Source organism: Paenibacillus sp. FSL M7-0134 (assembly GCF_038007865.1).
Lineage (GTDB): Bacteria > Bacillota > Bacilli > Paenibacillales > Paenibacillaceae > Paenibacillus > Paenibacillus polymyxa_B.
Window position 1 is genome coordinate 1,479,310 of the sequence record NZ_JBBOXV010000001.1, and the last position, 18,630, is coordinate 1,497,939.

The 18,630-nt window shown below is 45.1% G+C and carries 17 protein-coding genes; 10 read left to right on the plus strand and 7 right to left on the minus strand.

The window, feature by feature from the left end; genetic code table 11:
- Positions 1–35 precede the first annotated feature (35 nt).
- Positions 36–872 (minus strand): helix-turn-helix transcriptional regulator, encoded by an 837-nt coding sequence (locus NSQ58_RS06490; RefSeq protein WP_068938343.1) that lies wholly within the window; start codon positions 870–872, stop codon positions 36–38.
- Positions 873–1,009: 137 nt separating this feature from the next.
- Here NSQ58_RS06490 and NSQ58_RS06495 point away from each other — a divergent pair, with 137 nt between their 5' ends.
- Entirely contained in the window at positions 1,010–2,296 is a 1,287-nt protein-coding gene (locus NSQ58_RS06495; RefSeq protein WP_075153566.1) for a Gfo/Idh/MocA family protein, read from the plus strand.
- A 111-nt stretch (positions 2,297–2,407) separates the two neighbouring features.
- Here NSQ58_RS06495 and NSQ58_RS06500 read toward each other — a convergent pair whose 3' ends face one another.
- A complete protein-coding gene (locus NSQ58_RS06500) occupies positions 2,408–3,244 on the minus strand; it encodes a carbonic anhydrase (protein ID WP_023986588.1) in 837 nt (278 codons plus the stop codon).
- 217 nt (positions 3,245–3,461) lie between these two features.
- Between NSQ58_RS06500 and adhP the strand changes: the two genes are divergently transcribed.
- Positions 3,462–4,478, plus strand: coding sequence for an alcohol dehydrogenase AdhP (gene adhP / locus NSQ58_RS06505; protein ID WP_023986589.1), 1,017 nt, complete (start codon positions 3,462–3,464; stop codon positions 4,476–4,478).
- A 77-nt stretch (positions 4,479–4,555) separates the two neighbouring features.
- Here the strand turns inward: adhP and NSQ58_RS06510 are convergent, their stop codons facing one another.
- Positions 4,556–4,921, minus strand: coding sequence for a winged helix-turn-helix transcriptional regulator (locus NSQ58_RS06510; protein ID WP_013308345.1), 366 nt, complete (start codon positions 4,919–4,921; stop codon positions 4,556–4,558).
- 187 nt (positions 4,922–5,108) lie between these two features.
- On the opposite strand from NSQ58_RS06510, the gene NSQ58_RS06515 reads away from it, so the two are divergent.
- From NSQ58_RS06515 to NSQ58_RS06545, 7 genes are all read left to right on the plus strand, one after another.
- Positions 5,109–6,305, plus strand: coding sequence for an MFS transporter (locus NSQ58_RS06515; RefSeq protein ID WP_023986590.1), 1,197 nt, complete (start codon positions 5,109–5,111; stop codon positions 6,303–6,305).
- A 31-nt stretch (positions 6,306–6,336) separates the two neighbouring features.
- Positions 6,337–7,179 carry an aldo/keto reductase gene (locus tag NSQ58_RS06520; RefSeq protein WP_341057061.1) on the plus strand — a complete coding sequence of 281 codons (843 nt, stop codon included), beginning with the start codon at positions 6,337–6,339 and terminating at the stop codon, positions 7,177–7,179.
- Between the two features lie 166 nt (positions 7,180–7,345).
- Complete coding sequence (locus NSQ58_RS06525) at positions 7,346–8,368, plus strand: LacI family DNA-binding transcriptional regulator (RefSeq protein WP_023986592.1); 1,023 nt, start codon at positions 7,346–7,348, stop codon at positions 8,366–8,368.
- A gap of 184 nt (positions 8,369–8,552) precedes the next feature.
- A complete protein-coding gene (locus NSQ58_RS06530; RefSeq protein WP_341057062.1) occupies positions 8,553–10,028 on the plus strand; it encodes a glycoside hydrolase family 32 protein in 1,476 nt (491 codons plus the stop codon).
- A gap of 67 nt (positions 10,029–10,095) precedes the next feature.
- Complete coding sequence (locus tag NSQ58_RS06535; RefSeq protein ID WP_081326318.1) at positions 10,096–11,514, plus strand: sucrose-specific PTS transporter subunit IIBC; 1,419 nt, start codon at positions 10,096–10,098, stop codon at positions 11,512–11,514.
- 467 nt (positions 11,515–11,981) lie between these two features.
- Positions 11,982–12,536, plus strand: a complete 555-nt coding sequence (locus tag NSQ58_RS06540; RefSeq protein WP_081391277.1) for a hypothetical protein — start codon at positions 11,982–11,984, stop codon at positions 12,534–12,536.
- A 103-nt stretch (positions 12,537–12,639) separates the two neighbouring features.
- Complete coding sequence (locus NSQ58_RS06545; RefSeq protein WP_341057064.1) at positions 12,640–13,089, plus strand: hypothetical protein; 450 nt, start codon at positions 12,640–12,642, stop codon at positions 13,087–13,089.
- Between the two features lie 98 nt (positions 13,090–13,187).
- Here NSQ58_RS06545 and NSQ58_RS06550 read toward each other — a convergent pair whose 3' ends face one another.
- Positions 13,188–13,976: a helix-turn-helix domain-containing protein gene (locus NSQ58_RS06550; protein WP_028541943.1), complete on the minus strand. Its 789-nt coding sequence runs from the start codon at positions 13,974–13,976 to the stop codon at positions 13,188–13,190.
- A 179-nt stretch (positions 13,977–14,155) separates the two neighbouring features.
- On the opposite strand from NSQ58_RS06550, the gene pyk reads away from it, so the two are divergent.
- Complete coding sequence (gene pyk / locus NSQ58_RS06555; RefSeq protein ID WP_023986598.1) at positions 14,156–15,571, plus strand: pyruvate kinase; 1,416 nt, start codon at positions 14,156–14,158, stop codon at positions 15,569–15,571.
- A 127-nt stretch (positions 15,572–15,698) separates the two neighbouring features.
- On the opposite strand, the gene NSQ58_RS06560 is transcribed toward pyk, so the two are convergent.
- The 3 genes from NSQ58_RS06560 to NSQ58_RS06570 form a co-directional block, all read right to left on the minus strand.
- The gene (locus NSQ58_RS06560; protein ID WP_023986599.1) at positions 15,699–16,097 is read right to left on the minus strand and encodes a hypothetical protein; all 399 of its coding nucleotides are present in this window, start codon (positions 16,095–16,097) and stop codon (positions 15,699–15,701) included.
- 256 nt (positions 16,098–16,353) lie between these two features.
- Positions 16,354–17,493, minus strand: a complete 1,140-nt coding sequence (locus NSQ58_RS06565; RefSeq protein WP_308457640.1) for a GerAB/ArcD/ProY family transporter — start codon at positions 17,491–17,493, stop codon at positions 16,354–16,356.
- Positions 17,465–18,616, minus strand: coding sequence for a GerAB/ArcD/ProY family transporter (locus NSQ58_RS06570; RefSeq protein ID WP_023986601.1), 1,152 nt, complete (start codon positions 18,614–18,616; stop codon positions 17,465–17,467). Before NSQ58_RS06570 ends, NSQ58_RS06565 begins: the two co-directional genes overlap by 29 nt.
- Positions 18,617–18,630 lie beyond the last annotated feature (14 nt).

The window sequence follows — 18,630 nt, forward strand, 5'->3', positions numbered from 1 at the left end:
CACCTTGATGGGAGTTAAGGAGTAGGGGCATTCCTCTACTCCTTTTTGTATTTTTTTCGGTACTGTAGCGGGGTGTGCCCGGTAAGATGCTTGAATACACGACCAAAGTGAGCAATGCTGTCAAAGCCCGTTTTTTCAGCAATGGAGGTTACTTTCCAGCTCGTTTCTCTCAAATACGCACGAGCCTGCTGCACCCGCACATCCTGAAGATATTCTACTAAAGTAAAACCTGTTGTCTGCTTGAAAATACGGCACAAATATGTGCTGCTAATATAAAAATGCTCAGCCAGCTGATCTAGCGACAGGCTCTCGTCATAATGAGCATGCAGGTATGCAATGACCGAGTACACGCGCTGCTGCTTTTCGCTACGTTCCGGTGCAATGGTATCGGCAGTGGCCGATTGTATGCGCCGGATGCGGATAAGGAGCTGGAGTAGCAAGCTTTGGAGATATAGTTGGCGGTAGGCATGTTCTTGGTGGTATTCATCTAGCATTTGCCGGAATAGATGCTCCAGCTCGCATTGTTCTTCCGCGGAGGGGCGAAGCAGAAAGCTTTTTTCTGGCAGAAGAAGCTGGTTCTGATCGCTGGAGGGAGAGACATTCATTGACGAGGCTGCAAATTCTTCATCAAAGTTAATCAAAATCCGTTCATGGCTACCACTACCCTTGTTACTCGTACGGTGAAAATCATGTTTGCTGATCCAAATCAGATCGCCCTTCTGGAGCGCGTATACCCGCTGATTAATGTAGTAGTAGCGCTCTCCTGCCAGCAAATAATAGATTTCGTGCGCTTGGTGGACATGGTCGGCAGACATGCTGAATGGCACCTTCCGCAGTGCTTGCTCGATGGCAAAACGGGGTGTAGCGATCATATCGATAGTCTCCTTTAATAAAAAATGCATAAGGATAATATATGTACACTTTACGGGAAAAATCATAATAAAAGCGAAGATTTTGCTCTTTCTTATACTATAAAATAAAAGCAATTCATGTAAAGGGTGTGAACCAATTGCCTAAAATCAAATATGCACTTGTGGGTACCGGAGGAAGAGCCGAATTTTTTTACGGTGAAGTTGTTACCGTTTTCAAAGATACCTCGGAGCTGATCGCGTTCTGTGACGTCAATCAGACGAGAATGGATTATGCCAATCGGCTGTTGCAGGAGAAATACGAGCATGAGCCGATTCCGACCTATAAAGCTCACGAGTTTGATCGGATGATCGCGGAGACGAAGCCAGATATCGTCATTGTCACGACCATTGACCGGGTGCATCATCGGTATATTATCCGGGCGATGGAGCTGGGCTGTGATGTCATTTCCGAGAAGCCGATGACGGTGGATGAAGATAAATGCCAAGACATTTTGGATGCCATAGACCGCACGGGACGGAAACTGCGCGTCACCTTTAACTACCGCTATGCGCCACATAATACGAAAATCCGTGAGCTGATCATGGACGGGACGCTCGGAGAGGTGCTGTCGGTCAATTTCGAATGGCTGCTGAATACACAGCATGGCGCCGATTATTTCCGTCGGTGGCACCGGGACAAGCGCAATAGCGGCGGTTTGCTGGTGCACAAGTCGACGCATCATTTTGATCTGATGAACTTCTGGCTTGGCTCAAAACCGGAGACGGTGTATGCGATGGGGGATCTGAAATTTTACGGACGGGAAAATGCGGAGCAGCGTGGCGTGACGGAGTTTTATCAACGGGCTTACGGCAGCAAGGCAGCGGAAAATGACCCCTTTGCGCTACATCTGGACCGTAACGAACATCTAAAAAGCATGTATCTGGATGCTGAGCATGAGGATGGCTATGTGCGGGATCAAAGCGTATTTGGCGACAATATCAGCATTGAAGATACGCTGAGTGTCATGGTGAAGTATCAGAACAAGACGGTGATGAACTATTCACTGAATGCTTACATGCCTTGGGAGGGCTTTATCATCGTATTTAACGGCACAAAGGGACGGATGGAGGTTCGGGTATCCGAGCAATCCTATGTTAATTCCGGCGGCAGCAAGGCAGATGAGGGTGCACTAAAAGAGAAGACCATCACCATCTATCCCCACTTTGCAGCACCTTATGAGGTCGAAGTGGAGGAAGGCCAGGGGGGGCATGGCGGAGGAGATCCAGTTATGCTGCGTGATATTTTTGATAAGCCGGCAGAGGATCGGTTTCATCGTGCGGCCTCACATATCGACGGTGCATGGTCCATTTTAACAGGCATCGCCGCCAACCGTTCTATGCGTACAGGTCAGCCGGTGAAGGTGGAGGAACTGGTGCGCTTGTAATGAGCAGTAAATTTAATACCGAAAAGCCCCCTCTAACTAGATGAATAGAGGGGGCTTTTGGGTTGTATTTATATATAGAATGCACCTTACATCTTACGGCACTTTATTTTATTATTTATCGGCAGTCAGTTCCCGGGTTCCCAGCTGTTGTACAGGACGATGGTTATCGGGGAAAATGGCAGCAAACTGGTTGATTTGGTCTGCGGACATTTCAATAGGCTGCTCCAGCACTGTCCAATTGACATGTTCTGTGCATGGCGGGGTAGTCAGCGATCCGTTGTAACGAACGGAGTGCAGGTCTTTTGGCAGCAGCGTAGCGAGATTTATTTCTTCATCCAGAGCTGCTTCTTGGGAAATATCTTTCGGCAGTTTGGACCAGATGCGGTTGAAAGCCTTGTTTTCTTTGCCACTTTGGATAAGGACCCCTAAGACTGCTGTGCTTCCGTTGTCGCTTTGATGGACAAAATGAAGCTCCATTTCAGCATTTTTACCATCTATTTGGTGTTCGCTCGGGTGATGAAAATGAAACTGCTTTAAAGTGAATTTAGTACCGTCCAGCACGATGTTATTGTTGGCATCGGCAACACTGATTTGCACAGTGTGCCCATTATTTAAAATGGATGCTTTCGTATTGGTGTAATGAACTTGCAGAGGTTGCTGCGTTTGCGATGCTTCAAGATGGGTATGCTCTATATTGACAGGAGATTGTTCGTGGCCGTTACCACAAGCAACAAAATCTTTTTCCAGCTCTCCCCAATGCTCGGGTCCCTCTTCTCCTGCATAGGACCAGTGTGGGCCTTTCTGAACAACTGCATGAGCGTTGTTAGCCGATGAGGATGAAGTGCTGGTGGTACTAGAAATGGCGGGCTGTGAATTGCATCCTGTTACCGACACGACCAAGATAATGGCAAATATGCTGAACAGGCAACCTTTCCAGTTTTTTTTCATGTTTCTTTATCCTTCTTCCAAATAGAGTATGTGAAACTTTTTACATTGTAAATTATTATACAAAGTTCCTACAAGGGTCCAAGGACTTAGAAAGAAGCGTTTTTCGATTAAATAGTTTTAAGTTAGATTTATATTTGTCCTTTTTGGGCAAAAATTACTATAATAATGAAGTGTGCATTACAAAATAATTCCATATCTAATTAAAGGAGAGATCTACATGAAAGCAGCAATTGTTACAAAAGACAAGAAAGTCAGTGTAGAAGAGAAACCTTTACGCTCCCTGAAGCATGGGGAAGCGTTAGTCCAAGTCGAATACTGTGGAGTTTGCCACACAGATTTACATGTGAAAAATGCAGATTTCGGTGATGTCACAGGCAGAGTTCTGGGGCATGAAGGTATTGGAAAAGTCATTGAATTAGGCGAAGGAGTAACCAGTCTTAAGATTGGTGATCGCGTAAGTATTGCCTGGATGTTCGAAAGCTGCGGTCACTGCGAATATTGCCTAACCGGGCGGGAAACGCTGTGTCGTGAAGTTAAAAATGCCGGATATACGGTAGACGGTGCAATGGCAGAGCAATGTATTGTCACAGCTGACTACGCAGTCAAAGTACCAGATAGTCTTGACCCTGCTGCTGCAAGTAGTGTAACTTGCGCAGGGGTTACAACATATAAAGCAGTTAAAGTAAGTGAAATCAAACCAGGACAATGGATCGGTATCTTCGGCATTGGCGGCTTGGGTAACCTGGCTGTGCAATACGCCAAAAATGTATTCAATGCTAAAGTTGTAGCCTTTGACATCAGTGATGAAAAACTAGAACTGGCTAAACAAATTGGTGCTGACTATATCGTTAACAGCATGAAAGAAGATCCGGTCGCCCGAGCTAAGGAGCTAACAAACGGTGCTGGTCTGGATGCAACCGTGGTTACTGCTGTTGCCAAAACACCTTTCAACCAGGCCATCGACGTTGTAAAGGCTGGCGCGCGTGTTGTAGCTGTAGGTCTTCCAACTGATAAGATGGATCTGGACATTCCACGTCTGGTTCTGGACGGCATTCAAGTTATTGGCTCCTTGGTCGGCACTCGTGAAGACCTTAAAGAAGCGTTCCAGTTCGCTGCAGAAGGTAAAGTCGTCCCTCTTGTACAAAAACGTCCGATCGAAGACATTAATGAGATCTTCGAGGAGATGGAGCAGGGCAAAATCCAAGGACGCATGGTCATCGATTTCACAAATTAAAATGATGTCCAATTCGTAACCCTTGGAATTCGGAGAGAGAAGCGCCTGCTGATGTATTGCAGGCGCTCTTTTTGGCTTTACAGCTTATTCAGAATGTTATCTTCCAAAACCGCAGACTTATCCCCGTATTCTTTAATAATATGTCTTTCTCCCCAAGCACAAAGAGAATCTAAAATGCCTTTCAGACTACATCCATATTCACTAAGCTCGTACTCCACTTTGGGTGGAACCTGATTATAGCTAATCCGATTGACAATGCCGTCTTCCTCTAATTCACGAAGCTGCTGAGTCAGCATTTTTTGTGTTATGGAAGGCATCATCCGTTTTAATTCGCTTGTCCGCATCTTTCCATGTGTCAAATGACACAGAATCACGCATTTCCATTTTCCCCCGATCACCTCTAACGTCGCCTCAACAGAGATGTTGTATTTTTTCTTCCCCAATGCAGATCCCCCCATGTGTATCGCTTCTGTTATACATACCTTAACAGCCTGTTTTAATCAAAAAGAACTTTATCTAGGGTACTTTTTAGTACCTATATCACTAAAAAGTACGTACTGTTCATATTTGCTTGAATAACTCATAATAACATCTGCTGGTCGAAGATTTCTATAGATAGGAGTGAAAAACATGTCGCCAGAATCAAAACGAAGTATCTGGCCATTACTGGCTCTAGCCGTAAGCGCCTTTGCGATTGGAACAACCGAGTTCATCAGCGTGGGACTACTTCCCCTGATTGCTGAAGACTTGCATATATCTGTAACGATGTCTGCACTAACTGTAACGCTATATGCATTAGGGGTTACCATCGGGGCACCTGTCTTGACCTCATTAACATCAAGTGTTCCCCGTAAAACGTTGCTGCTGTGGATCATGATTATATTTATTGCAGGTAATAGCCTCGCTGCGGTCTCTAGCGGAATAGCCTTGCTGCTGATTGCGCGTGTGATCTCAGCGTTCGCCCATGGGGTGTTCATGTCTATCGGTTCCACCATCGCGGCCGATCTTGTGCCGGATGATCGGCGAGCGAGTGCTATTTCCATTATGTTCTCCGGGTTGACCGTAGCCACAGTCACAGGTGTACCTTTGGGTACCTACATTGGGCAGCAATGGGGTTGGCGGGCTGCATTTATGGCGATTGTGGTCGTCGGTGTAGTGGCACTCATCGCCAATCTGATTCTGCTGCCATCTACGCTGCGCAAAGGGAACAAGACTCCTTTCCGCGAGCAGGTCAAACTGGTTACCAATGGTCGCTTGCTACTCGCATTTATCATTACAGCTTTGGGGTATGGAGGCACATTTGTGGTGTTTACTTATTTATCTCCATTACTTCACGACATAACCGGATTTCAACAAAGTACGGTAACGTTTATACTTTTGCTGTATGGAATTGCGATTGCCATCGGGAATGTCATTGGCGGAAAAGCAGCCAACCGCAAGCCGCTTTCAGCTTTGTTTTACATGTTTTTGATTCAAGCAGTGATCCTTTTTCTCCTGTTGTTCACGGCACCTTTTAAAACGGCAGGACTGATTACGATCTTCTTTATGGGATTGCTTGCGTTTATGAACGTGCCCGGGTTACAGGTATATGTAGTCATGTTGGCCGAAAGGTTTGCACCCAAAGCTGTCGATGTTGCCTCTGCTGTTAATATTGCAGCTTTCAACGCAGGGATAGCCATCGGAGCTTATGTAGGCGGGATTGTAACGGATTCACTCGGTCTCATTCATACGGCCTGGATCGGGAGCATTATGGTTTTCGTTGCGGTTTTGCTCACAGGCTGGAGTCGTATGCTCGAAAAAAGGGATACAACCACCATTACAGGTTAAAGCTTTTAAAAAATAGAGAGGAAGATACAAAATGACACAAAACTTACAAAGCACAACATTGTTAAACAATGGAGTTCACATGCCTTGGTTTGGCATTGGGGTATTTAAAGTGGAAGAAGGTTCGGAGCTGGTCGATGCTATAAAGGCTGCTGTAAAGCATGGCTACCGCAGTATAGATACAGCTGCAATCTATGCGAATGAAAGCAGTGTAGGGCAGGCTATTCAGGAAGCCCTTCAGGAAAATAATCTGTCCAGAGAAGAACTGTTCGTCACGTCCAAAGTGTGGAATGCAGATTTAGGCTATGAAGAGTCACGAGCAGCTTATGAAGCCAGTCTGGACAAGCTGGGTCTGGAATATCTGGATCTATATCTGATTCATTGGCCAGTTCAAGGAAAGTATAAAGAAGCTTGGAGAGCTTTGGAATCCTTGTATAAAGAAGGACGGATTAAGGCGATTGGAGTCAGCAACTTCCAGATTCATCATTTGGAAGATCTCATGAAGGATGCTGAAATTAAGCCAATGATCAATCAGGTGGAGTTCCATCCACAATTAACCCAAGCCGAGCTGTTGCAATTCTGTCAAAAGAACGACATTCAAATGGAAGCCTGGTCTCCGTTAATGCAAGGCCAATTGCTCGATCATCCGGTACTGCAAGACATAGCGACCAAGTACGGCAAATCGGTGGCGCAAGTGATTTTACGCTGGGATGTGCAGCAGGGAGTTGTCACCATTCCCAAGTCTACCAAGGCGCATCGGATCGTCGAAAATGCCGACATTTTTGACTTCGAACTGACGCGCGAGGATATGGATCGAATTCAGGCGTTAAATGCCGATCTTCGAGTAGGTCCAGATCCGGATAACTTTGATTTTTAAAATTACGTTCATTATGATACGCCGTTTCCTTCTTTAGAAGGGACGGCGTTTTGTGCATGATGGGTCTGGAGCCACAGCAATCCAATCCCGCCATATGGTATTATAGGGTTATGTGAAAAGAGACGTTTTGGAAGCATATGAATATGAAAAATCTCCGGGGGACTTCATGAATAAGACGATTGCAGATATAGCCCAAATGGCTGGTGTATCCAAGAGCACGGTATCCCGTTTTTTGAACGGCGGGTCTGTCAGCGTGGATACGAAACGTAAAATTGAAAAAGTGGTTAAAGCCACGGGGTATGTGCCCAATGCCTTTGCCCAGAGTCTTAAGGCGAAGCGGACCAACATTATCGGCACCGTTGTGCCGCGTCTGGATTCTTTTGCGACATCCCATACGTTGATGGGGATTGATGAGGAGCTGCGTTCTCAGCATTATCAGATGCTAATCTCCAATACGAGCCAGGATGTACAGCGTGAAATTGAAGCTATTTATGAGCTGGGCCGACAAAAGATTTCGGGTATCATTTTGCTGGCTGCTCAAATCACAGACGACCATCTGACCGCGATTCGTGACATCGGTATTCCGGTGTTGCTGGTGGGCCAGCAGCACGAGCAGCTTCATAGCCTTATCCATGATGACTATCGTGCAGGATATGATATCGGCACGTACGTTTTGTCACAGGGACACCGCGAAATTGCCTACGTTGGTGTTACTGAAAAGGATGTTGCCGTCGGTGTGCAGCGCAAGGAGGGCTTTAGGCAGGCTGTTCGCGATGCATTGCCTGCTGAGTCTCATACGGACGATGCGATGCGAGCAGCAGGGTATGATATCAGATACTATGAGACCGGATTTAAAATGTCCGATGCACGGATTGCTGCATCCGCCATTTTGGACCATTTCAAGCCATCGTTAATGGTGTGTGCTACGGATAATATCGCGCTGGGCGTAATCAATGCGGCTTATTCCAGAGGGATTGTCATCCCGTCGGATTTGTCGGTAACTGGCTTTGGGGGATACGATATTACGGAGGTCATTCACCCTGCCCTGACAACCGTTCAATATCCGTATATGGAGGCTGGACGTGTAGCAGCGCAAAATATTATGCGGTTGGTAGAGCATAAATCGGTAGAAAAAGTGACGGTCATGAATTATTCCCTTATCGAAAGAGAAAGCGTTGACAAACGCTGAACAAGTGGATTATAATTTCTTCGAAACCGGTTCCATAGCATTCGGGCACAAATGGAATCGGTTGCAAATCCATGGATGAGTATATATTTTTAATCGCAAGGGAACCGGTTCCGATAGAATATTTTTTTCATTGGTTTGGAACCGGTTCCTGAGGCGAAAGTTTTAATAAAAATGAGGTACACCTATGAAAATGACAAGAGAACAAAAGTATCGAATGATCGAGCAGGCAGAGCCCGGTGAAATAGCCAGCTTGGAGGAGAAAGTGGAGCAATGTCACTGGCGGCAGGTGTTTCATATCCAGCCACCGACAGGTTTGCTCAATGACCCCAATGGCTTTTCATATTACCAAGGTGAATACCACTTATTTTATCAGTGGTTTCCGCTCGGAACGGATCATGGGATGAAATATTGGTATCACCTGAAATCCAAAGATTTGGTCACATGGAATAGTGCGGGCATTGGCATCGCACCTGGGGATTATTTTGATTCGCATGGGGCTTATTCGGGCAGCGCACTGGAGCATGAGGGCAAGTTATATATGCTGTATACGGGAAATGCACGAGATGAAGATTGGATCAGACATCCTTATCAATGCATGGCTGTTATGGACGATAAAGGTCACATTACTAAATGGGAGCACCCCGTTATTTCCAATGTGCCAGAAGGGTATACAGACCATTTTCGTGATCCCAAGCTATGGAAAGACGGCGATAGCTTTTACTGTGTGATTGGTGCCCAGAGAACGAATTTAACAGGCTGCGCCGTCCTCTACCGATCAACCGACCTTCGTACGTGGCAGTTTGAGGGAGAATTGTGCACAGGCCTGGAATCGTTTGGCTACATGTGGGAATGTCCAGATTATTTTGAACTGAACGAAGCGGGGGTCTTGGTCTTTTCTCCTCAGGGCTTGGAGCCTTCTGGGGATGAAAATCACAATATTTATCAATCGGGCTACGTAATCGGCAAGCCGTTAGATACCGGAACAAGAAGACTGGAGCACGGCGCATTCCACGAGCTCGATAGAGGCTTTGACTTCTATGCGCCACAGACGATGATTGACCCACAGGGGCGGCGTATTATGGTGGCATGGATGGGCCTGCCGGATATCGAATATCCCACAGATCCGAACGGATGGGCTCATTGTCTGACATTACCAAGGGAGCTTACGCTTCATGAGGGCAAACTCTTGCAGCGGCCGATCCCTGAGCTAACTACGCTACGTAGAAATCGTGAGGATCGGGTAGCTGACACGTTATTCTCAGAGAGCAAAACCTATGAAGGATTTACAGGTACGGCCTATGAGCTGATCTGTGAGGTAGATCTTTTGAGCGCTAAGGTGTTTGGTATTGAATTCCGTGCGAGTGAGACTGAGAAAACGGTGATTAAATATAATGCCGTCAGCCGCAAACTAATATTGGACCGTTCGCAATCAGGTGAGCCTGTAGCCACTTCGTATGGTGAGGTACGGCAGTGTTCATGGGATAAAGATCATATCAAACTACATTTGTTTGTAGATACGTCTTCAGTTGAGATTTTCGTCAATGATGGGGAAGAGGTGTTCACCAGTCGTATTTTTCCGCATCCAGAGAGTGACGAAATACGCTTTTTTGCCGACAAGGGAGAGGCTCTCTTCCAGGCGGTAAAATGGGATTTTACATGAGTAGGCTAAAACATCAAGTGGTTCGTTAATCATCAAACATAACGGAATGAACGAGAGGATGAACATCATGGCGGAAAACAGAGAAATAGCTAAAGAAGTGATCCAGGCAATCGGGGGGCAAGAAAATATTGCATCTTTTGCTCATTGTGCGACGCGCTTGCGAATTATGGTGCATGACAAGGAGAAGATTGATCAGAAAAAAGTTGAGGAGATCGACAAGGTCAAGGGTGCTTTTTTCAATTCCGGGCAATATCAGATTATTTTTGGTACGGGTACGGTAAATCGAATTTTTGAAGAGGTCGAAAAGCTTGGCGTAACCGGTTCATCTAAAGAAGAGGTGAAGAGTCAGGCGAAAAAAGAAGGAAACGTCTTCCAACGCTCCATTCGTACCTTTGGCGATGTGTTTGTACCGATTATTCCTGTACTGGTTGCTACGGGGCTGTTCATGGGGCTACGTGGCTTGCTCACTCAGCCGCAAATTCTCGCTCTACTCGGCATGACGCCACAGGACATTTCACCCAATTTTCTATTATACACACAAGTATTAACGGATACGGCCTTTGCTTTTCTGCCAGCGTTAGTCGCATGGTCAGCCTTTAGAGTATTTGGTGGCAGTCCAGTACTGGGTATCGTTCTTGGTCTGATGCTGGTAAACCCGGCCTTGCCCAACGCTTATAGTGTTGCGGACGGCTCAGCTCACCCGTTGACGATGTTCGGATTCATTCCTGTGGTGGGCTATCAAGGCTCAGTATTGCCAGCTTTCTTCGTGGGCTTGATCGGAGCCAAGCTGGAGCGGGCGCTGCGCAAACGGGTGCCTGAAGCGCTAGATCTGATTCTTACACCGTTTTTAACACTGTTAATCATGATCACTTTGGGATTGTTTGCCATCGGTCCGATTTTCCATTCACTCGAAGAATGGGTGCTGCACGGAACAACGTTTGTGCTGGATTTGCCTTTCGGTATTGCAGGGATTGTCATCGGTTTCTTGCATCAGATTATCGTCGTTACAGGTGTGCATCATATATTTAATTTCTTGGAGATTCAACTGCTTGAAAAGAACGGCGTAAACGCCTTTAACGCCATCATTACCTGCGCTATGGCTGCTCAAGGTGCTGCCTGTCTGGCGGTTGGACTGAAAACGAAGAATAGCAAGCTGAAAGCGTTAGCACTTCCTTCCTCGTTGTCTGCTTTTCTAGGGATTACGGAGCCGGCTATTTTCGGGGTCAACCTGAGATACATGAAGCCTTTTGTCATGGGCCTCATCGGTGGTGCGGTTGGCGGTTTTATCGCTTCAGTCTTCCATTTGGCGGCTACAGGTATGGCAGTTACGGTCATTCCGGGCACGTTGCTCTACATGAATCATCAGCTTCCGCTTTACATTTTGGCGAACTTGGCTGCTATGGTTGTAGCGTTTGTCCTGACCTGGATGTTTGGCTATAACGATAAAATGTTGGAAGAGGTCAAAACAGCGGGTTCTTCAACTTAATATCATTTCAAAATAAGCACGGATACGCATATGAATGAACTATAACGGTCGCCCTACTTTGGAGCGCTCTTGGCCCTTGTTGAAAAGGGATGCTAGAGAAGCTTCCAGGTGGGGAGACCGTTTTTTATAGACTTTATCATTACGTATCCGGTTACGTAATTTGACTTTGGCCAACAGTCGGCTCATAACGCAATGAGTTTCAGAGCATCTCAATGAAATGGACTTTGGACGTTAGTCCGTTTTCAAACGCTCAATAGACTGAAAATGTTCCCTTATGCTGAATGGTTGTCCATTTTTATCTGTCAGACTTCTGGAAGGAGACAAAATATTGTGTCAATGAGGTAAAAATTACAAATAGTATGCACACTATGAGTATTTTGCGTGTTATTATATAAATGTTGTTAAAATTTAGTATTTGGGATTCAATTATTCGTGAAAAAAATTTCTTGTAACTATGATTAGTTGTCATGCTGGTAGCCATCGGATTGACCCCAGCAAGCTCCTATGCAGATTCCTCTTCATCGGCTAAAGAATCTTCCCCACAGTCTTTTTTTCCAGCATATTCTTCAATTGCTAATTCGGATTCACTATTGAGCGGTTTGACGCTTGAAGAATATAATGAAGTTATCAAAAATGCGAAACCCATAGAATCAATTGCTGTTGAAAAAGAAAAGACTCAACTCGATCAAAAGATTTCTCCTATGTCATTGGGAGCATGGTCATTTAGTCACCATTCTCGAGACGATGGGGCTATTTACTCTAATAAGTTTTCGGTTAATAACGCAGCTATCCTGAATTTCCATGTAGTACAATGGGCAGATGGTAGTTCTTGGTCTAGCCCTGAAGTAGGTTACCTGCTCGTGAACAAAAATTATCTGGGAGAGGTTTTTGCCGTTTATGGAAGATATACAGATGAAAATAGGGATTTTCAAATTAAAGCTCCAGGTTTTGGACAATATCAGGTAATGGTACTTAACCTCAATGATTATACGATTTCAGGAAATGGATACGTTACGTTTTAATACTATTTTATTTAACGATTATTATGTTTTTTTATGAACTCGTTGTAATACTAATATTTTTTAAAATACGTAATACATCTTTTGGGAAGGGAGGTGTGTGCGTGTGAACAAGCGACTAAGAACAAGTGTTGTTGTCTTAGGTCTAACTGTTCTTATCGGAGGGGTTATAACCGTCATTCAAAGCCAAACTTTTGCTAATGAAATTAAAACTGAGGTTAAAGTAACCGGCGATTCTAAAACCAGTGTAACCAAAACTGAGGTTAAAGTAACCGGCGATTCTAAAACCAGTGTAACCAAAACTGAGACTAAGGCAACCGATGATTCTAACTGGCTCTCACCAGAGAGAAAGAAAGAACTAACGCATCTAGCTCAATCTAAACACCCCCATGTCCTGTTAACTGAGCACGGAGATTTTTATCCCGTTAAGGTCCCAAACAAGTTTCAAAGCGATCAGGTTGCAAATTTGGATAATAAGGGGGAAGAAATAACTACTAAAACAAAGCAGGTCATTTTAAGAAATTTCACCTACGAAAAAAAAGAGGAAGAAAACTAATTTTCCCAGAGAACGCTCGAAAAAATGAGCGTTCTTTTTTCTAGCTTCAAATTTAAAATTGCTTCGTATCATCTTCCCATAATCCTATTTCTGTAGTTCTAAACGATTGAGGAACGTTCATCCAGAAATTCGGACGGCGAGCAGCCTGTCAACCGTTTGAAGATTCGATGAAAATAGGAAACATCACTATATCCCACATACTCCGAAATTTCACGAATCGTTAGCCGGGACTCGGTCAGCATGTAGATGGCGGTTTTAATACGTTGTGTATGTACATGCTCACTGATCGTTTGGCGTGTTACCTCACGCAGCAGCGTCGCGGCATAATTGGGGGTTTTACGGATGGCGTCGCCAAGCTCCTCCTTGGTTACCTTTTCCCGGTAATGGTTCTGGATATACTGTTTCATATGTTCTACATGTCGCTCTCGATCGCAAGAAATGGCGCCTTTGTCCCATTCCTGATTCATATATATCATGGCCTCGGTCAGCAGACAGTCAGCCATCATGGTGTAGTAGCTTGGGTGTTCAGTCCATTGATAGTACATCGACTTGATCCGTTCATGCAGCATATCGTAGCATCCAGGTTTGATCAACAACGGCTTGTCAGTATTCAGTATAGGAAGTGTGCTGTTCGTACATGTTTTGCGGCAATGTATCACATACTTGGTATGAAAAAGCGTAGGAATGCTCTTGCCATAGTAATCCAGATGACCGGGTAAAAGCAGTGTTTCACCCTTACCGAGAATGAATTTGCAATCGTTCACCCAATATACACATTTGCCAAAGGTGACCAAAATGAACAGTAAGTCATCGTTGTCGCTATTTGCACTAGCCTTTTCATACCAGTCCACACCGTTGTCCTGCCGTATATCCACCAATGTAATCACGAAACTCACTCCCCGATGTCTTCAATATTCATTATACTGTAGTACATTCATCATACTATAGTTCATAGTCTTGGTGCACGGGTACAGGTAGAATAGAGCCATATAAGTTTAATGTAGATAGAGAAGCAAAGTGGAATAGAAAACCATACAGTAAAGACATTCAGGAGGATGACATTACTATGCTTAAAACGAAAATTATTTGTACTATGGGACCTGCCTGTGACTCCATTCATTTGTTAAAAGAAATGATTCAGGCTGGTATGACTGTAGCCCGCTTGAATATGGCTCACGGTGAACTGGAAGATCACGTTAAACGTATCGAAAATGTGCGGCAGGCTGCGAAGGAAATGAATACCTTTATACCTGTCATGATGGATATTAAAGGACCAGAAATACGGATTGGCAAGCTGAGAGAGGCATCTTGTCTGTTGAAACCAGGTAGCCAGCTCATTCTGACCACAGAAGAGATTCTAGGGGACGAGCATCGTATTTCAGTGAATTACCCGGATATGCCGAAGGACATCAAACCAGGCGACCGCATTCTCATTGACGACGGTTTGGTTGATCTGACTGTAACCTCCATCGAGGGTACGGAAATGATTTGTAATATTGTAAGCGGCGGTATTTTGAAGCCGAGAAAAGGTGTAAACCTGCCAGGGATTCATACAACCCTTCCAGGCGTGACGGAGCGAGATGTGAGGCACATCCAATTTGGGGTGGAGCAGCGCGTTGAGCTTATTGCGGCTTCTTTTGTGCGTAAAGGCGACGATATCCGTGAAATCCGTGAGATTTTGAAGGGACATCATGCTGAGCATGTACAAATTTATTCCAAAATCGAAAATGCTGAAGGCATGGAAAACCTGGATGATATTATCGAAGCTTCCGATGGCATTATGGTAGCCCGTGGCGATCTGGGCGTCGAAGTGCCGATTCAAGATGTGCCTGTGATGCAAAAAGAAATGATAGACAAGTGTAATCTGGTCGGCAAGCCCGTTATCGTAGCTACCCACATGCTGGAATCCATGCAGGTGAACCCACGTCCGACGAGAGCCGAAGTTAGTGACGTGTTTAATGCTGTTATGCAAGGAGCCGATGTTGTTATGCTGTCGGGCGAATCTGCTGCAGGTAAATATCCTGTCGAGTCTGTACGGACCATGGCCGCTGTAGCTGCCAGAGCAGAATCACAATTCGATTATCAGGAGCAGTTCGATAAGCGCAGAGCACGTCAAAGCACCAACATTACGGAAGTGATTAGTCAGGGAGCGGTGAGTTCGTCCCTGGAACTGGATGCGAAAGCGATTATTACGTCGACTGCCAGCGGATTCACGGCACGTATGGTATCCAAATATCGTCCGAAGGCACCTATTATTGCGGTTACTCCGAATAACACGGTATTCGCTAAAATTTGCCTGTTATCCGGTGTGTTCCCGATCAAAGGGGATAAAGTAGCTACAACGGATGAAATGTTCGAATCCTCCATCCGTAACGCGCTGAATGCAGGTTATATCCATAAAGGGGATACTGTAGTTCTGTCGGCAGGTGTTCCAGTCGCTGAGGCAGGTACTACGAACTTGATCCGAGTATATCAAGTGTAAGTTAAAACAAAATATAGACAAGCCAAAAGGCGCTCATCCCATCGGGGAGCGCCTTTTTGACATGAATTCGGAAGCACCTCTGAGGGGTCATGGACTACGGCGTAAAGCGGGCCAAGTGTGTCACTGCTTACAGCCCGAACACACTTTTAGCAACGACCTGTGTCAATTCTGCCTTATGGGCTTCGTATTGCTCAGGCGTAATGCTCTTATTGGCCAGTCGTTGATCCAACTGCTCCGTTAACTGAGCTACCTGTAAATCAACAACAGCCTGTGCGTCCTGTTTATTGGATTGTGCAATATCTGCCAAGGTTTGACCGTTATATAACGCATCATACAATTGCTCATCCGAGGATGCGCCCAGTGTTTTCAAAAGTTCATCATCCTTGGAAGCTTCATTATCCTGTACCTGAGGGGCTCTCTCTGGAGCCAGTGTAGCAGCATTAGCCCGACTTCCCCAAGTAGAAGACTGCCCAATAGATAACGCCAGCAACAGTGTACAAATGACCATAATTCGTTTTCGATTCATAAGTGTAAATCTCCTTTGTGTTTCATTCAATTTCTGCCAGGGTGGAGCCTTATATGGATATCCAACGGGAGTAATGTTTATGCCTTTAGCCGATCCGGCTTTATGTAATTACCAGATTCTAATATACATCATACACACCCAATCTTAGCGCCAGCTTAATACTCGTTTAAAATAAACTAAAAGAGGAGGATGTAAACAGGTAACAGCAAAAAAATTTCATCGATGCTCGTAGGAGGGCTCGTACGATGGATGTGATCTATCCTTCGGTCCCTATTTTTTTCTTTGACCAGATTTTTCGTATCCCATGCATACAGAGCAGCAGCAGAGGCAGAAAAAGGCCCATAGATAAGGAAAAAGGTGTCCATATTTTTGCATCCCAGGATTGCTGGTATGGGACATTTGGGTATATGATCACCGACATGACGATCAGGATCATTCCGATAGGGAAGATCAGCGGACGATCATCTTTTAGATTAAAGATTTGGCTAATGGCTATCATAATCGATTGCATATACAGAGCCAGCCTGAAAAAGAGCGAAATAAACCACATAGCGGCCATGATCGCTTCAATACGCTGAAGAAAATTTCCAATGTTTATTTTTTGGGCTAATGAATAGCTCGGATACATACTTCTTGCTGTTAATTCATGGCCGAAAACCAAAACGGCCAATACAATGACCACAACCAGAATCAACCCGCCAATCAGTCCCCCTGTTAAAAAAGCCCTGCGCGCTTGATCGGGCTGATCGACAAACGGAAAAATCATTAGAAAAACAATATGGGTCAGAAACGCAATACTAATAAAGGACAAGGCGGCAGACCAAACGGGTCCGCCTCCCTTCTCCAGCATCGGTTGGGCGTTCTCCAGTTTGATATTGGATACGACTAAAATGACAAAAGCTGTATACAGCAAAATGAACAAGGGAAACAATAGTTCAGCAGAACGGGCTACCGTTTCCAGTCCCAGGCGCACGCCCATCAATACAATGAGCGCAAAGAGGATGTTGACCGCTTGCATCGGCGTTTCCGGCATCATTTGAGTAGTCAAAAAATTCCCCGAATCATACAACACCGCAGCAGGACCCCCCAGAAAAAACATAACCATAAACAGCAGAGCAACAGACTTCCCCAACCACTTGCCCAAAAGGGTCTCCATGATTTCAATCAGGGTCATCTGTGGATACAGGATGGTAATCGTGTTGTACAGCCATATCAACAGCAGCCCGGAGCCCACTCCGACGAGTGCTGCGATCCATGCATCCTGTTTAGCAGTGGCGGCCATAACGGAAGGGATGACGAGGATTGCAGTGCCGATTGTAAATAATATCGTTAAGATCAACAATTGCCGTGTGGAGATTTTAACTTGCTTAGGCACCATCTTCACCTCTATCTTCACGTTTATCATCCGGCTTGTTATTCTTCTTTGTCCCCAACCTTTTCAGGGCATGTATACTGAGCAGCAGTAAGGGAAGAAACAACCCGATTGATAGTGAATAAGGAACCCACGTCTTTGTATCATAGATTTGTTGATATGGGACATTGGGATACACGATGACGGACATGATGACTAAAATCATCCCGAGAGGAAGCACCAGTTGCCGGTCGTTTTTCAAACGAAAGATTTGGGCTATTGCTGTCACAGTAGTGTGCATGTACAGCGTGATTCTGAAAAAGAGTGAAATAAACCACATGGTAGCCATAATTGCTTCGATACGCTGTAAAAAATTGCCGATGTTAATTTTTTTGGCTAACGCATAGCTAGGATAAATATTTCTTGCCGTTAAATCAGGACCTAATACAAAAACTGCCAGTGCAACCACCACGACCAACATTAATCCGCCAATTAGGCTGCCTATGAAAAAAGCTTTACGGGTTTGATCGGAACGATTTACAGAAGCCGGGAAGATCATGAGCAGAATAATATGAGGTATAAACACAGTGCTAACAAAGGACAGGGCAGCAGGCCAAATAGGTCCCAATCCCGCCTCTAATACAGGTTGAATGTTTTCTAATTTAATATTGGACACCACTAAACCTGTAAAAGAAATATAAAGAAGAGTAAATAACGGAAACATCAGTTCGGCAGAACGGACCAGCACTTCCAGGCCCAGCCGAACAGCCAACAATATAATAAGCGCAAAAAGGATATTTACCGCTAGAATTGGTGTTTCTGGTATCATTTGAGTAGTCATAAAATTCCCTAAATAAAATAAAACGGGAGCGGGAGCATTGATGAAAAGTGTGGTGAAAAACAGAAGACCGACGGCTTTGCCTAACCATTTTCCGAGCAGGGTTTCCATAATCCCAATCAGAGTCATCTCTGGATACAGAGCTGCAATCTTGCTGTACAAATACAAGACAAGGAGCCCGGCCCCGACCCCGACGAGCGCGGCAATCCACGCATCTTGTTTGGCTACCAACGCCATGCCTGAAGGAATGATGAGGATTGCACTCCCGATCGTAAATAGAGCCGTTAATATCATAATTTGGCGTGCTGAGATTTTGATCTGTGCGGGCACCTATTTCACCTCGT

Excerpts from the sequence above, each read along its gene's own strand:
- NSQ58_RS06490 (WP_068938343.1), bottom strand. The coding sequence starts at position 872 with ATGATCGCTACACCCCGTTTTGCCATCGAGCAAGCACTGCGGAAGGTG.
- NSQ58_RS06500 (WP_023986588.1), bottom strand. The coding sequence starts at position 3,244 with ATGAAAAAAAACTGGAAAGGTTGCCTGTTCAGCATATTTGCCATTATC.
- adhP (WP_023986589.1), top strand. The coding sequence starts at position 3,462 with ATGAAAGCAGCAATTGTTACAAAAGACAAGAAAGTCAGTGTAGAAGAG.
- NSQ58_RS06515 (WP_023986590.1), top strand. The coding sequence starts at position 5,109 with ATGTCGCCAGAATCAAAACGAAGTATCTGGCCATTACTGGCTCTAGCC.
- NSQ58_RS06520 (WP_341057061.1), top strand. The coding sequence starts at position 6,337 with ATGACACAAAACTTACAAAGCACAACATTGTTAAACAATGGAGTTCAC.
- NSQ58_RS06525 (WP_023986592.1), top strand. The coding sequence starts at position 7,346 with ATGAATAAGACGATTGCAGATATAGCCCAAATGGCTGGTGTATCCAAG.
- NSQ58_RS06530 (WP_341057062.1), top strand. The coding sequence starts at position 8,553 with ATGAAAATGACAAGAGAACAAAAGTATCGAATGATCGAGCAGGCAGAG.
- NSQ58_RS06535 (WP_081326318.1), top strand. The coding sequence starts at position 10,096 with ATGGCGGAAAACAGAGAAATAGCTAAAGAAGTGATCCAGGCAATCGGG.
- NSQ58_RS06540 (WP_081391277.1), top strand. The coding sequence starts at position 11,982 with ATGCTGGTAGCCATCGGATTGACCCCAGCAAGCTCCTATGCAGATTCC.
- pyk (WP_023986598.1), top strand. The coding sequence starts at position 14,156 with ATGCTTAAAACGAAAATTATTTGTACTATGGGACCTGCCTGTGACTCC.
- NSQ58_RS06560 (WP_023986599.1), bottom strand. The coding sequence starts at position 16,097 with ATGAATCGAAAACGAATTATGGTCATTTGTACACTGTTGCTGGCGTTA.